Origin of the sequence: Streptomyces sp. G7(2002) (genome assembly GCF_028870195.1) — a bacterium.
Classification (GTDB): domain Bacteria; phylum Actinomycetota; class Actinomycetes; order Streptomycetales; family Streptomycetaceae; genus Streptomyces; species Streptomyces nigrescens.
In genome coordinates, this window is record NZ_CP102609.1 from 8,355,100 (window position 1) to 8,368,137 (window position 13,038).

Genomic DNA, 13,038 nt, shown 5'->3' on the forward strand with positions numbered 1-13,038 from the left:
TGATCGGCGAGGGAATCAGCCAGGACTGCCCGAGCTTGGAGGTCGCGGCCCAGGCTGTGGGCTACGACGGCACGCTCGGTGGCGCCTGCCTGCACTCATGAGCGGAATCGCATGCAACGCAGCTTCCGCAAGCCGCATATCCCCGAGGGGTCGGCACAGAGCCGCCGGCACGGTGAAGAGGGAGGCCCGGAGGCACGTGCACGGCATCGGTGGGCATCTGCGGTGCGGACGAAGTCCATCAGGTCGTGGTCAGGCACGCTCGCACAATTTTCGTGGACGGCGGAAGAGCCTCGGATCCCACGAATACGGATTCCTCGGGGAGTCGAATGGTGCGCAGGGACCTGACCTTCTTGAGACTGCTCACATCGATACTGGCTAGCGGGCTTTCGAAGGTGATGGTGTTGAGGTTCGGGAAGTACGCCAGCCACTCCCAGGTGGCGCCCGACTCAGCCTCCACCCACAAATGAGTGAGGCGAGACGGGTCGCAGGCAGTCTGGAACTCCTCAGGTGTGATCGTGCCTGTTACCCGGATGCGAGAACGGCCACCGAACCTTCGGAGCGCATGCAGTTCCTGCGCATTCGAGACGCAGAAGTAGAGATCTTCCTCTCCGAGGTGAGCAATGACTTCCTCTGCGAATCGATCGCACTCGAAGCGACTCCAGACCCTGGCCAGTTCCGAACGGACACGGAGGTCTGAGAGGTCGCGGTATTGCGCCAGCACGGAGATCGCGGCGTCGGTGGGAAGACGGGTTGCGGACAGTACCGTGAAGTAGGCCTCGTCGTCGGAGAGTGCCTGCGGACCGGGAAGCAGGTCCAGAACGACTGGTCCCACATCAGCCAGAGCGCGCGCCTGATCCGCCGATCGGGGTGGAATAAGTGCCGCGGCCCGCTGCTCCACCTCCATCCGCACGTCCGGATTCAGTTCTGTCGCATGTTCCAAACAGGCCGCTGCCAGCAGATGGAGACGCCGGCTGTCCTTCTCCGATGTGTCACCTCGTTCTATGAGACCGGTCAACAGCCGGGTTCGCTCCATGATTCGAGCGTGGGCGACGGACATCCGGATGACGTCTTCCCATTGATCGAGATGCGCGTGCGCGATGAGGAAATCGAAGTCAAGGCCTTCCACAGCAGCCTTGGCACCTAGGTAGTCCTGAAAAGTGCGGTGAATGAAATCCATCGAACCTGTACTTGGTTCGCGCAGGAGACCACTTCGGATCAGCAGGTGGCGATAGATCTCCTCGGCCGTTCCTTGATCGGCGATTTTCGGCATCGCGGGTAGTGCGTGCTCCAGCAGCTCGATGGCGTCGGCCCGGTCCATCTCGGAACGACCGTTGCGGATCATCCAGTAGGCCAGCTTCTGGATCAACTGGATGTGGTGTTCCTCGCCGATGCGGATGGTGCCCGGCTTGTAGATTCCTCGCTCACGGTCACGCCGGGACAGCAGCATGGAAAGGGCAGCGTCGTAGATCTCCTTCCGGTCATCCGGGAGGTAGCCACGACGGTCCTGGTGAAGGGCACAGATCAGTGCGCACATCAGGGGGTTGGTGGCGAGCCGGCCCAGGTCTTGCTTGTCTCGTACGGACTGCAGGAGATCTGTGGCATAGCGATCACCAATGCCCGCGGCCTTGTGCCACCGCTTGATGAACTCGACGACGTTCTCCCGGCTCATCGGAGCAAGGTCGAGTTCTGCGAAGTCGTCACCGACCAACCAGTCCTGGCGTACGGCCGAAGGCCGAGAGGTCACCAGCCACCGGTTGTTCGGGTAGGCGCTGACCAGCTCCTGCAGCCAACGGCGAGCCTCTTGGCGTTCGCTTTCCGGAATTTCGTCGATCCCGTCGATCAGGATCAACCCACGCTTTGACCTCAGTACCCTGTCGATCCACCCTGTGGGCTGGAGGTTGGCGATGGGACAGTCAACGGAGGCCAGGAATCCGTCGGGTGTGGGGAGTTTGGCGCCGCCTCGGGTCAGCGTGCGCAGCGGCAGTACAAACGGCACCAGGCCGTAGAGATACAGCAGACGTTCGTCGAGAGCCTTCCGCGCCGTGGATACCGCCAGCCACTGCACGAGGGTAGTTTTCCCTGACCCCGCCACGCCCCGGAGCAATACTCGATCACGGCCGGCCAAGATGTGATCGGCGGGGAGGAGAGTGGGGAGGTCATGCGTTCTGCCGCCCGCCGCGTCCAAGCTCAGATATGCGGCGTCGAGCGGCCAATTCTCAGGGGCCTCGGACAGATCGAGTCCAAAAATGGTCAATTTGCCGTGCTTGGAGGCGATGTACTCGGCGTAGCGCTCCTCGAACGGCCCGTCGGCTGGCGACGGAGTGCGGGCGATCAGAGAGTCGATCTTGAGAGATAACTCTTCGATCCGGCGGCTGTGTTCGATCAGCGTACGGGCCACAAAAGTTGATCTCTGGGTGAAGAACTGCAGGATGTGCAGGCACGCGGTGTCGAGCACGCTCGCATGAAGTGTCACCGCGTCGCTGGATAAACCGAGAGTGGCCGAGGGGCTCTGCGACCGCAGATGCCGGGAGAGCGCCAGGTGCCCGAGCTGCACGGCTTGCACGTCGTCCATGTCGATGTAGCCGAGCGACCTCAGTGAGTCCGCTACGGCATGTGCCACAGCACGCTGTTCGTATGCCGGCAGACGTTCCTTGACACCGGTGGACTGCGCGGCGCGGTTCACCAGTTCCTCGGCGATCTTGTGCAGATCTTCGTCCGACAGGACTCGTTTCTCTCCCTTGAACGAAACGAGCTTCGAGACGCGCAGCGGCTTGTCGACCAAACCGGCACCCGGGCCGTCAGCTACGAAGAGTCTCTTGATCAGCGGCGCTACAACGCTTGAGGCGAGGCGAGCACCAATGGCAGCGGCTTCCATTTACTCCCCGGTCGGTGTGAGGACGGCAGCCAACCGTCGGCCCGGCAGCAGCTTAGGAGATGGAGTGATGGGCTGCCCGGAAAACAGTCCAAGTGCGGTGGCACGCCGCCAATCGCTGCCATGGCGCTTGCTTCCCAGACCTGACGACCGGTCTCCAAGACTGCGGCCGGGGCCTGGAGACCGATATGCCAGATGCAGTCGTAGTAGCGGCTTCGGGAGGAGATGAGCGCGGCGAGGAATCCGGCGACGGCTTGTGCAGGAGTGTCCGGTCCGAAGCCCTGGTGCCAGGCGGTTGCACCGTCGGCTCCCTTGACGTTGATGCGCCACAGCTCGCCACCGTGCCGCCGAGGGGCCTTGCCGCGCTCTCGATCCGGGGGCGAGGCGGACGGCGCCAACGGGTGACCGTGGCCATCGCAGGCGAGCTGGATTGTGCTGGTCAAGGTGCTTCGGGAAGGGACGAGGGAGCGAGCGTCCGGTACTCGTGTGGACGTTGATAGGGGAGCCGCGTCATGTAGCGGTTCGAGTGGTTTACCGTCCTCGTCCGTGTGAATGCACTGGCTCCGCGTCGCTCGTATGCCAAGTGTGATGCCCGATGAGTACACAAGATATGAGCACTCCAGGCCTGAGCATTCCGAGCACGAAGAACACGGACGCATCGAGCGAGGAGCGACTCGCGTCGGATGCTTCACGCGCCTCGCATCCCTCGCCTCGGTCGCACGGCGCGCAGCCCTCACGGCGCTCCGTGGTCACGGCGACCGGTGCCTCGGCGCTCGCTGCCGGGCTCACCGCCGCCTCCGTCGCGCCCGCGACCGCGTTGAGCCCCGCCACCGCACCCTCGACGGCGCCGGCCGCGGTGCCGCCCGGCCTCGATCCCAAGGCGTACACCACGGTCGCCCGCGCCATCGCCGTCTACGACGAGCACGACAAACCCCTCGTCCCGGCCTACGTGAAGGCCATCGAGAACGGCTTGCCCGCCAGCCGGGCGAAGGCAACGAAGCGGGTCCTGATCGTCGGGGCCGGACCGGCCGGCCTGCTCGCCGCCAACCTGCTCCACCGGGCAGGCCACGATGTCGTCGTGATCGAGGCCAACGGCAACCGCGTCGGCGGCCGCATCAAGACGTTCCGCAAGGGCGGCCACGAGAACGGGCAGCAGCCCTTCGCCGACCCCAAGCAGTACGCCGAAGCCGGGGCCATGCGGCTGCCCGACAGCCACCCGCTCCTGATGGCACTGATCAAGAAGCTCGACCTCGCGCTTCAGGAGTTTTACCTGGTGGATGTGGAGGTCGACAACCCGACGAAGAAGGCCAACCGCACGTGGATCCACGTCAATGGCATCCACATGCGCCGTGCCGACTACGAGAAGAACCCCGAAAAGATCAACGACACCTTCGGTGTCACGGGCCCCAACCGCACGAAGACCGCCTCTGCCATCCTCGCGCAGGCCCTCGAACCTGCACACCAGCTCATCCGGGGTAAGGAAGGGCCGGCCCTCGTCAACGGATGGGGCGAGGTTCTCAAGAAGTACGGCCACTGGTCCATGTACCGGTATCTCACCGAAGTCGCCAGACTCGACACCAGGACCATCGACCTCATTGGCACCATCCAGAACCTGACCTCCCGGCTGCACCTCTCCTTCACGCACAGCTTCCTGTCCGCCGCGCTGATCGACCCCAAGACCAAGTTCTGGGAGATCAAGGGCGGCACCGCGCTGCTCGCCGACGCGCTGTACGCGCCTGTGAAGGGAAAGGTAAGGCTCGACAGGCGCGCCTTACGCATCGAACGCAACAACGGCAAGGTCAGGGTGCACACCGTTTCCGAGGACTGCCAGACCGGCAAGGGGGGTGTCACGGAGGTCTTCGAGGGCGACGAGGCGATCATCACCGTCCCCTTCTCCGGACTGCGCCACGTGGCCTTCGACCCTCCGCTCACCTACGGCAAGCGCCGGGCCGTCACGGAACTGCACTACGACGCCGCGACCAAGGTGCTGCTGGAGTTCTCCCGCCGTTGGTGGGAGTTCACCGAGGCGCAATGGAAGGAGGCGCTGAACTCCATCGAGGACAAGCTCTACGAGAAGTACAAGGCGGGCGGGGTCAAGCACGGCAAGTACCTCGGCGCGCACAAGTCCGTGAAGGCCCTGGGGGTGACGATCCCCGACGAACTCAAGAAGTGCTTCGCCGTCTTCCGGCCTGTTGGGAGCAGCGAACCGGATGCCGCTCATGTCCGTGGCGGCGGCTCCGTGAGCGACAACGCCAACCGCTTCATGTACTTCGAGCACGCACACCCTCTGGAGGGCAGCGACGGAGGCATCATGCTCGCCTCCTACAGCTGGTCCGACGACGCCCTCAAGTGGGACGCCTTCGCCGACGAGGAGCGGTATCTGCGCGCGCTCGCTGGAGTGCAGGCTGTCTTCGGCCGCCGCTGCGAGGTCTTCTTCACCAACAAGTGCAAGACCCAGTCGTGGATGCGCGACCACTACGCCTATGGTGAGGCTTCTGTGCTCTTCCCCGGCCAGCACACGGAACTTTTCCCCGACGTTCCCGCATCCGAAGGGCCGCTGCATTTCGCGGGGGACCACACGTCCATCAAGCCCGCCTGGATCGAAGGCGCCCTCGAATCCGCCGTCCGGACGGCATTGAAGGTCCACACGGGCCGACAGGGGTGATGGGACGCCCCGGTCCGGCGCCCCACTCGCCGGGACACCGGACCGGGGCCCCGTCCGCTCAGCGCCCCCCGTTTTGTTTCTTCGCGGTCCTGCAAGAGGGCCGCTTGCCTCCGGGCCCGACCTGACTGTGTCCCCCTGCCGAGGGGATGACCTGGGGGGTGTCACCGGGCCCGAGGGGGTGCCGTTGGAGACGCCGACGAGGGGTCCGACTACCGCCCGGCCGAGCGCAACGCCCGGCCGTTTGCGGGCGGCAGGTCTGCATCGTGGATGCGTGGGTACGGTGCCGCCACCAAGGCCAGCGCACGACCAGGGACAAGCGCTGCGCCTGGCTGCTCGACTAAGCCTCATTCGGAGTGAGGCTCTCGACCGCGCCGCGCGTGGCCCGGCCCCGGGGAGGAGTGGCACTACACCCGCTGGACCGTCTCGTACCCGGGTGCCCGCACGGCCCACACGGGACGACGCGAGACATTTTGCCCTCTGGAGGTGCGGCGTGCCCCGGGGCGGGGCCAAGAGTTATCGCCGTGAGCTGGCCGAAATCTTTCGGTGTCGAGCAGAATGCGGGGCATGACGGAGGGCGCACCCGAGGAAGACATCATCGAAGCCGCATGGCAGAAGTTGCTCACTGCCCATCGCGTGGACGGCCGGTTGCTACGCGCCGCCTACGCCGAGCCCCGACTACGGCAGCTGTTCCCCTGGGTCGGCATGGGCGAGCTGCACTTCAGCCGGTGCACAGAGCTGCGTTGGACCTGGGACGTGCCGTACATCGCCCCGATGATGGGCGGAGGCTTCCTCGTCGGCGGGCCCTCGCGGTCCCAGAGCGTCGGCCCCGCCCCGACCGCGGAGGCTGCCATCGCGATGGTGGTCGAACGACTTCCGCCGGGCTGCGGTCGAGCCTTCGTCGGCACGCCAGAAGAACTGGCGGAAAAGGAACAGGCGGAGTAGTGAGAGTGGATGCTCCTGTAGACGTCAAGTCGTAGGAGCTAGTGCTGTGACCGCATAGGTTCGCCGGGTTGGTCGTCGTGGCGGTTGGATGTGCGGTGACGTCCGATCCGACCGCTGGAGGCGCGGTGGCCGAGCCTGTCCGTGTGCGCAGACTGCCCGACCAGGGGGCAGCGGCTGCAGCAGATCGTGCGCCGGGGCAGCACCAACTCGGTGCGCTATCGGCGCGCGATGATGCTGCTGGCCTCGGCCGGCGGGAATCGGGTGCCGGTGATCGCCCAGCTGGTGGCGGCCGACGAGGACACCGTGCGCGATGTGATCCACCGGTTCAACGAGATCGGACCGCGAGGCGAAGCTGGACCGGATCGAGCACGTCCTGGATCGTTTCCCCGACTGGGTCTTCGCGTTCGACGAGTTCGGCCCACTCGGGATCCGGCCCACCGCAGGCTCGGGCTGGGCCGAACAAAAACACTCCGACCGGGTGCCGGCCACCTACCACCGCACCCATGGAGTCCGGTACTTCCACGGCTGCTACTCGGTCGGCGACAACATGTCGTGGGGCGTCAACCGCCGCAAGAAGGGTGCCGCGAACACGCTGGCCGCGCTCAAGTCGATCCGCGCCCCCCGGCCCGACGGCGCCCCCATCTACGTGATCCTGGACAACCTGTCCGCCCACAAAGGCACCGACATCCGCCGCTGGGCTACAAAGCACAAGGTCGAGCTGTGCTTCACCCCGACCTACGCCTCTTGGGCCAACCCCATCGAGGCCCACTTCGGACCGCTGAGGCAGTTCACCATCGCCAACTCCAACCACCCCAACCACACCGTGCAGACACGAGCCCTGCACGCCTATCTACGCTGGCGCAACGCCAACGCCCGCCACCGCGACGTCCTGGCCGCCGAACGCAAGGAACGCGCCCGCATCCGAAGCGAGAAGGGCATCCGTTGGGGCGGACGCCCCCTCAACACCGCAGCCTGACCAACCGCGAACTTACACAGCCACAGCGCATCATCGGTCCGCTCGTGGCCAAGCGTGGACGACCGAAGCGTTGTGAAGATGATCTCGGCTGGGCAGACCCGGAGCCCCGAACGGGGCCGGTTCAGGAGAAGGACGGCGCCAGAGGAGAATGACTCAGGAGGCGGACGGCTCGATCTCCCCCGCGAAGACGATGACCTGGTCGATGAGGCTCCGCCGCAGATGGACGACGTCCGTTCCCGCCAGGCGGGGGCCTCCATCCGGCGTCGTGAAGACCCACTGGTACCGGGCCCACTCGCCCGGCATGTCCACCGCCGAACAGCGCACCATCGTGCCGGTCCCCGCGGGGTGGCGCCGGATGTCCAGCACGAACCGCTCGACCGCCTCGATCCCCTCACTGCGGCCCAACGGTCCCCAGAAGACCACGTCCGAGGTTAGGGCCTGGGAGAGCAGCGCAGTCACATAGCTGTCGTCCGAGGCGTTGAACGCGGAGATGAACGTGTCGATCGCGGACCGCGCGGTTTCTTCCTGCATGCACCAGTAATACCAGTCGCCTCGCGGACCGCGCTCGTCCCGTGAGCCGTCTCCCGACCACGGTGAACCATCCCGGTCACAGCACTAGGTGTGCTGTTTGGACAGTGGAGACGCGGCTGGCTGGGGTGTGGCCGCTGATTCCGGTGTGGGGCGGTGGTAGTTGTACCAGTCCAGCCAGTCGGGAAATGCGGCTTGGCGGTCGGCGTTTGCTCGACCATGCGGGCCTCCTCGATCTCTCCCGAGCGGTCCTTGACTCCGCCCATGTCGGCGCTGAGAAGGGGGCGAACTCACAGGTCCGAGGTCTGAGGTCCGAGGTCCGAGGATCGGGGTAGGCCAGGCATCCAAGATGCATGTCCTGTTGGACACGAACGGGCCGAGCGCCGCCCCGACCGGCCGGTGCCGCCGACGGCCGGTGCCGCCGCGATCGGGGCGGTTGTGCATCTGCTGGCCACGGCCATCGAGGAGGGCCAGAGCCCGTCCTTGGCGAGTGGCGAGTGGCGAGTGGCGTGCTGGCCGGCACCGCCTACCGTCTACCGCCTACTGGCCTGGTGGCGCCGGCCCGCGGCTAGTGCAGATGCCGGGCGAAGAACCGGGCCGCGGCGTCCCCCGCGAACTGTGGGACGCCGCTGTGCCCGCCCATGTTGGCGTGCAGCGTCTTCTCCTTGGAGCCGAAGGCGTCGAACAGGTCCAGGGCCGCCTGCCGGTCGTTCCCTTCGTCGTCCCACTGCAGCAGGACGTGCAGCGGAATGGTGACCCGGCGGGCCTCCTCGAACATGGCGGCGGGCACGAGACTCCCGGCGAACAGAACGGCGGCCGAGATGCGCGGCTCGACCACCGCGAGCCGGATGCCGATGGAGATCACTCCCCCCGAGTACCCGACCGGGCCGCCGATCTCGGGCAGTGACAGGAGGGCGTCCAGGGCGGCCTGCCATTCCGGGACCGACTTTTCGACGAGTGGGAGGACGAGGGCGTCGATGATCTCGTCGCCGACCGGCTCGCCGGCCTCCATAGCCCGGCGCAGGTCGGCGCGGGCCTGCTCGGCGGCGGCCCAACGGGGCCGGTCACCGCTCCCGGGGAGCTCGATGGTGGCCGCGGCGAAGCCGTCCGCCGCGGCGTGCCGGGCCCGCCCCGCCAGCCGGGGGTACATCGTGCGCAGCCCGAGCGGAGGGTGGCCGAGCAGGATCAGCGGCGCCGGTGCCGATGTGGATGCAGATGCGGGCGTCCAGAGGATGCCAGGGATCTCGCCGAGGGTGAATTCGCGTTCGAGGACGCCGTCGTCGAGGTGCTGTTCTGACGTGAAGTGCATGGTCGTGCCTTTCGGGAGTGCGCTTGAACGGCGCTCCCGGACGACCTATCGCCCGACCGTGACCCCGGAGGGGAGCACCCATGTCGATACTGCGTTCACGGGTACCACCTCCTCGTTCTCTCGCACGGCCTTCCGGAAGGTAGCAGCGGTCGCCGTGGTCCGCCAACGGGTTTTTTGCAGCGGCTCCGTGGCCGGATGCCGCCTCACCACATTGGATATGGACTTCATCCCGGAACTCGGTGTAATGAGCTTCTGAAGGTAAAAAGGAACCCTGATTGCGGGGGGGGGAGAGAGACTGGCCGCTCTTGGGAATTGCCTCCGAGTGTCGGTGCACCTCACGTGTGGCGTGGAGGCGATACGCCGCGCACTTCCGCCGGCCCAGTGGCCGAGCGCTTCTATGACACCAGGACTCCAGGACACCATTCCGGTGCTGGCGTGCAACACCCCTCCGTGATCCCCGAAATGCTTGCCCAGGGCAGTGCGGGGACGGGAGACCCGTCGTGGGGTAGGGAAGCGGGGACCGGGGGGAGGGAACTGGCTGATGCAAGGGCGAGTTGCGAGGCCCCTCGGAACAGACTCGATCGAGGGCAGGACTTGGGACAGGAGGCACTGTTATGCGTATCCCCGGACCCGAGCGCCAGGAGGACGGCGGGCTGAGCGCCGTTGCGGCTGCGGGCGGGCTGCACCGGTACCAGTTACGCCTGCACGAGGCGTACGGACCTGTCGTGCGCTTCCAACTGCCGGGCGCGGACACGGCAGTGTCGGTCGCCGATCCCGTGCTTCTGGAGGCCACGGCGCACATCGACACGCGGCCCGAGGAGCTGTTCGCGTTCCTGGACCCGCTGTGCGAGGCAGGCAACCTGCAAGTGCTACCCGCCGACGAGCACACCCCCTGGCGCCGACTGCTGCTCTCGGTGCTCGCCGGACGGCCGGCTCATGAGCGGCATTTCGCGCGCTTCGCCGAGCTGGCGCGGGAGCTCGCGGACCGCTGGGCGGGGCAGGCCGACGGCGAACCCGTCGAGCTGCAAAAGGAGTTGACCGCGCTGTCGCTCCGTATGATCTGCGGGTTCGCGCTCGGCGGCGCGGAAACCGACACGGACCGTGTCGTCGCCGCGTTCGAGGAGGTGCTCACCGAGCACCTCGGGCGGCTCTACCAGGTGGCGCGGGCCGACCCCCGCTCGGCGGAGCGGGCCGAGGCGGCCCTTGCATATCTGCGCGCGACGGTCGACCGCGTGGTGGCGGCGCACCGCTCGGACGGCCGCACCGACCGCAGTGACCTGATCGGGGCGCTCGTCGAGGCCGGTCAGAGCCCGGCGCGGATCCGGGACACCGTGATGATGACGCTGCTCGCTGCCCACCACACCACCGGCGTCGCCGTCTCGTGGACGCTGCACCTGCTGGGCCGCCATCCCGAAGCGGCCGATCGGGTCGCCGCCGAACTGGACCAGGTGTTGGGCGAGCGCGCCACGCCCGATTACGGTGATCTGCGGCGGCTCACGTATCTGGACATGGTGCTCAAGGAGTCGATGCGCCTGTTCCCACCCGGCCCGTACGGCGCACGCGAGACGACCGAGGACCTGGTTCTGGGCCCGTACGAGATCCCGGCCGGGACGACGGTGTTCTATCCGTTCTGGGCGGTGCACCTGAACCCTGAGCATTGGCCCGAGCCGGAGCGGTTCGACCCCGAGCGGTTCACTCCGCAGGAGGTGGCCAAGCGGCCGCGGCTCGCGTACGTCCCCTTCGGGATCGGGCCACGCAGCTGCGAGGGCGCCGCTTTGGCCACGGTAGAGGCCCAGGTTGTCCTGGCCGTCCTCCTCAAGCGACTGCGCTTTCGGCCCGCGCCGGGGCACGAAGTGACGCAGGTGGAACGGTTCGTGCTGTGGGCGCGGGACGGGATCCGGATGATGGTGCGGCCACGGGACCTCTAGGGCCTGTCCGATGGGTCCAGGTCGGACCGATGGCTCCAGTCGGAAAGGTGGTGCGGTGTCCGGTGCACTGCGTTCTCCTCTACGCCTTAGGGGCGCGGGGGTCACCCTCATCGCTCTCTCCGTCTCGGCTCTTCCTTTGTTCCACGGATGCCGAGCTACATCGCAAGGCGCCGGGAGCGGCCCGATGGCGGAGCTATCGGGAGGTGTCGGCAACGCCGCGCGGTGCCGTGACCAGCCGTCAGTTCAACGCTGTGCTGCCCGTGATCGACGTCTTGTGGACCGAAGTGAGGTACGGCCAGTATCTGGATGTGACTGCCACCGGCACCGCCACAGCTGGCCTGAGCTGACGGCCTCGCCGACCAGGCGTGCCGGCAGCGGCTGGCACGGCTGACCATGGGGCCGCCCGGGCACCCCGGCCTGGACGGGGCACAGGTCGTGACCGCCACCAAGGTGGTGCTGCGGCAGGCCCACGCCGAGACATTCGGCTCCCACGAACCGGCCTTCAGACGACCTTCAGACGGCCTTCAGACTGTGGGCCAACTCGGTGCCCGCAAGGCTCTGGAGCACACGGGAGCGCCGCGCACCGAGGTGCCCAAGTGTGTTGTCCCGGCACATTGGTGACGGGTGACACGTCCTGGTTGGCGCTTGAAAGGGTGAGGGGAGTAAGTCCGCAATCGGCTGCGGAAGTGGGCGGCCGACGGCACGTGGGGGAAGGTCTTCACCGTCCTGCTCGCCCGAGCCGATGCCGAGTGCGGCCTCGACTGGGCCAGCCATCGCGGTGGACTCCGACTCCTCTCAGATCAGAACGACTCATTTCAGCGAGTGCGGAAGACGACGTCAGGACGATGGCGGGGAGCTGTGGCACATGGGGCCCGGCAGGGACGTGTCATGAGCGCGGACGCGGAGCAGGAAGGCGACCCAGCTGCGGTAGGGCTTCCACCGGTCGGCGATCTTGGCCAATTGGGTGACGTCGTCGTCGGTGGTCGGGGCGCCGAGTCCGTATGCGGTGGCGACGGCCTTGTGGACGCGTGGTTCGTGGCGGGGAAAGACGTCGGGGTGTCCTGCTCCCCGTATGAGGATGAGTTCGGCCGAGAAGGGGCCGATGCCGGGCAGGGTGCGCAGTTCGGCGAGGGCGTGGTCGGCGGGCAGGGCACGCAGGTGGGGTGCGTCGAGTTTCCCGTCGAGGGCTGCTTCGGCCAGCGCGTGCAGCCGCTGGATCTTGATGCCGGTGAGGCCGGGCACGTGGGTGATGGTGCGCAGGGCCGCGGGGGTGGGGAATGCGTGCAGGGTCTGGCCTGCGATGTGGACGCGGTGTCCGTGCTGGTGGGCGATGCGGGCCTTGATGGCGGCTGCCTGGGTCATGCGGATGCGGTTGCCGATAATTGCCCAGGTGGCGGCTTCGTAGGGGGAGTGGAAGCACACCGGGCGCAGCCCCGGGTGGTCCGCCGTGAGCCCGGCCACCATGGGGTCCGCGGCAAGGCCGGGGAATCCGGTGGCGTCGACGTCGAGCGAGAGGATGCGGGCGAGTTGGGCCCGCACAGCCTGATTGGCCGCTGCCTCTGCGGTCACTGCCGTCGCCGGGTGCGGGGTGCCGGGATGCACGGTGAATTCGGCCCGGACCGTTCCCGTGCCGCCGTCTGCCCTCACCTCCTGCCGGACGGCGGCCGCGACGACCGAGGCGCCGTCGTCGGCGGGGAAGGCCAGGCGGAGGATTCCGTCCGGCGCGTGGGCATAGCTCGCGGGGCTGAAGCCCTCCAAGAACCGGATGCTGGAGGCGAGCGAGAAGGGCCCGGCCGGGGTGAGGGTGACGGCGGGCAC

The 13,038-nt window shown here is 67.2% G+C and carries 8 protein-coding genes and 2 pseudogenes; 4 read left to right on the forward strand and 6 right to left on the reverse strand.

What is annotated here, in order from left to right; genetic code table 11:
* Positions 1-238 precede the first annotated feature (238 nt).
* Both NUT86_RS35795 and NUT86_RS35800 read right to left on the reverse strand, forming a co-directional pair.
* A complete protein-coding gene (locus tag NUT86_RS35795) occupies positions 239-2,875 on the reverse strand; it encodes an NACHT domain-containing protein (RefSeq protein ID WP_229837882.1) in 2,637 nt (878 codons plus the stop codon).
* The gene (locus NUT86_RS35800; protein WP_266444956.1) at positions 2,830-3,531 is read right to left on the reverse strand and encodes a DUF317 domain-containing protein; all 702 of its coding nucleotides are present in this window, start codon (positions 3,529-3,531) and stop codon (positions 2,830-2,832) included. Before NUT86_RS35800 ends, NUT86_RS35795 begins: the two co-directional genes overlap by 46 nt.
* Here NUT86_RS35800 and NUT86_RS35805 point away from each other — a divergent pair.
* From NUT86_RS35805 to NUT86_RS35815, 3 genes and pseudogenes are all read left to right on the forward strand, one after another.
* Positions 3,468-5,537, forward strand: a complete 2,070-nt coding sequence (locus tag NUT86_RS35805) for an FAD-dependent oxidoreductase (protein WP_274739519.1) — start codon at positions 3,468-3,470, stop codon at positions 5,535-5,537. The genes NUT86_RS35800 and NUT86_RS35805 overlap by 64 nt on opposite strands.
* Positions 5,538-6,101: 564 nt before the next feature.
* The gene (locus NUT86_RS35810) at positions 6,102-6,479 is read left to right on the forward strand and encodes a DUF6193 family natural product biosynthesis protein (protein ID WP_229837880.1); all 378 of its coding nucleotides are present in this window, start codon (positions 6,102-6,104) and stop codon (positions 6,477-6,479) included.
* Between the two features lie 125 nt (positions 6,480-6,604).
* Positions 6,605-7,455, forward strand: a pseudogene (locus NUT86_RS35815) (transposase).
* A 153-nt stretch (positions 7,456-7,608) separates the two neighbouring features.
* Here the strand turns inward: NUT86_RS35815 and NUT86_RS35820 are convergent.
* The 3 genes and pseudogenes from NUT86_RS35820 to NUT86_RS35825 all read right to left on the reverse strand — a co-directional run bounded on the left by NUT86_RS35820 (position 7,609) and on the right by NUT86_RS35825 (position 9,292).
* Positions 7,609-7,986 carry a nuclear transport factor 2 family protein gene (locus NUT86_RS35820; protein ID WP_018088611.1) on the reverse strand — a complete coding sequence of 126 codons (378 nt, stop codon included), beginning with the start codon at positions 7,984-7,986 and terminating at the stop codon, positions 7,609-7,611.
* A 76-nt stretch (positions 7,987-8,062) separates the two neighbouring features.
* A pseudogene (locus tag NUT86_RS40755) lies at positions 8,063-8,187 on the reverse strand (IS481 family transposase); the annotation flags it as partial.
* 364 nt (positions 8,188-8,551) lie between these two features.
* Entirely contained in the window at positions 8,552-9,292 is a 741-nt protein-coding gene (locus NUT86_RS35825; RefSeq protein ID WP_018088612.1) for a hypothetical protein, read from the reverse strand.
* A gap of 614 nt (positions 9,293-9,906) precedes the next feature.
* Between NUT86_RS35825 and NUT86_RS35830 the strand changes: the two genes are divergently transcribed.
* On the forward strand, positions 9,907-11,220 hold the full coding sequence (locus NUT86_RS35830; RefSeq protein ID WP_274739522.1) for a cytochrome P450: 1,314 nt from the start codon (positions 9,907-9,909) through the stop codon (positions 11,218-11,220).
* Between the two features lie 837 nt (positions 11,221-12,057).
* Here NUT86_RS35830 and NUT86_RS35835 read toward each other — a convergent pair.
* Positions 12,058-13,038, reverse strand: a complete 981-nt coding sequence (locus NUT86_RS35835) for a DNA-3-methyladenine glycosylase family protein (RefSeq protein WP_274739524.1) — start codon at positions 13,036-13,038, stop codon at positions 12,058-12,060.

Excerpts from the sequence above, each read along its gene's own strand:
- NUT86_RS35795 (WP_229837882.1), bottom strand. The coding sequence starts at position 2,875 with ATGGAAGCCGCTGCCATTGGTGCTCGCCTCGCCTCAAGCGTTGTAGCG.
- NUT86_RS35805 (WP_274739519.1), top strand. The coding sequence starts at position 3,468 with ATGAGTACACAAGATATGAGCACTCCAGGCCTGAGCATTCCGAGCACG.
- NUT86_RS35800 (WP_266444956.1), bottom strand. The coding sequence starts at position 3,531 with ATGCGTCCGTGTTCTTCGTGCTCGGAATGCTCAGGCCTGGAGTGCTCA.
- NUT86_RS35810 (WP_229837880.1), top strand. The coding sequence starts at position 6,102 with ATGACGGAGGGCGCACCCGAGGAAGACATCATCGAAGCCGCATGGCAG.
- NUT86_RS35820 (WP_018088611.1), bottom strand. The coding sequence starts at position 7,986 with ATGCAGGAAGAAACCGCGCGGTCCGCGATCGACACGTTCATCTCCGCG.
- NUT86_RS35825 (WP_018088612.1), bottom strand. The coding sequence starts at position 9,292 with ATGCACTTCACGTCAGAACAGCACCTCGACGACGGCGTCCTCGAACGC.
- NUT86_RS35830 (WP_274739522.1), top strand. The coding sequence starts at position 9,907 with ATGCGTATCCCCGGACCCGAGCGCCAGGAGGACGGCGGGCTGAGCGCC.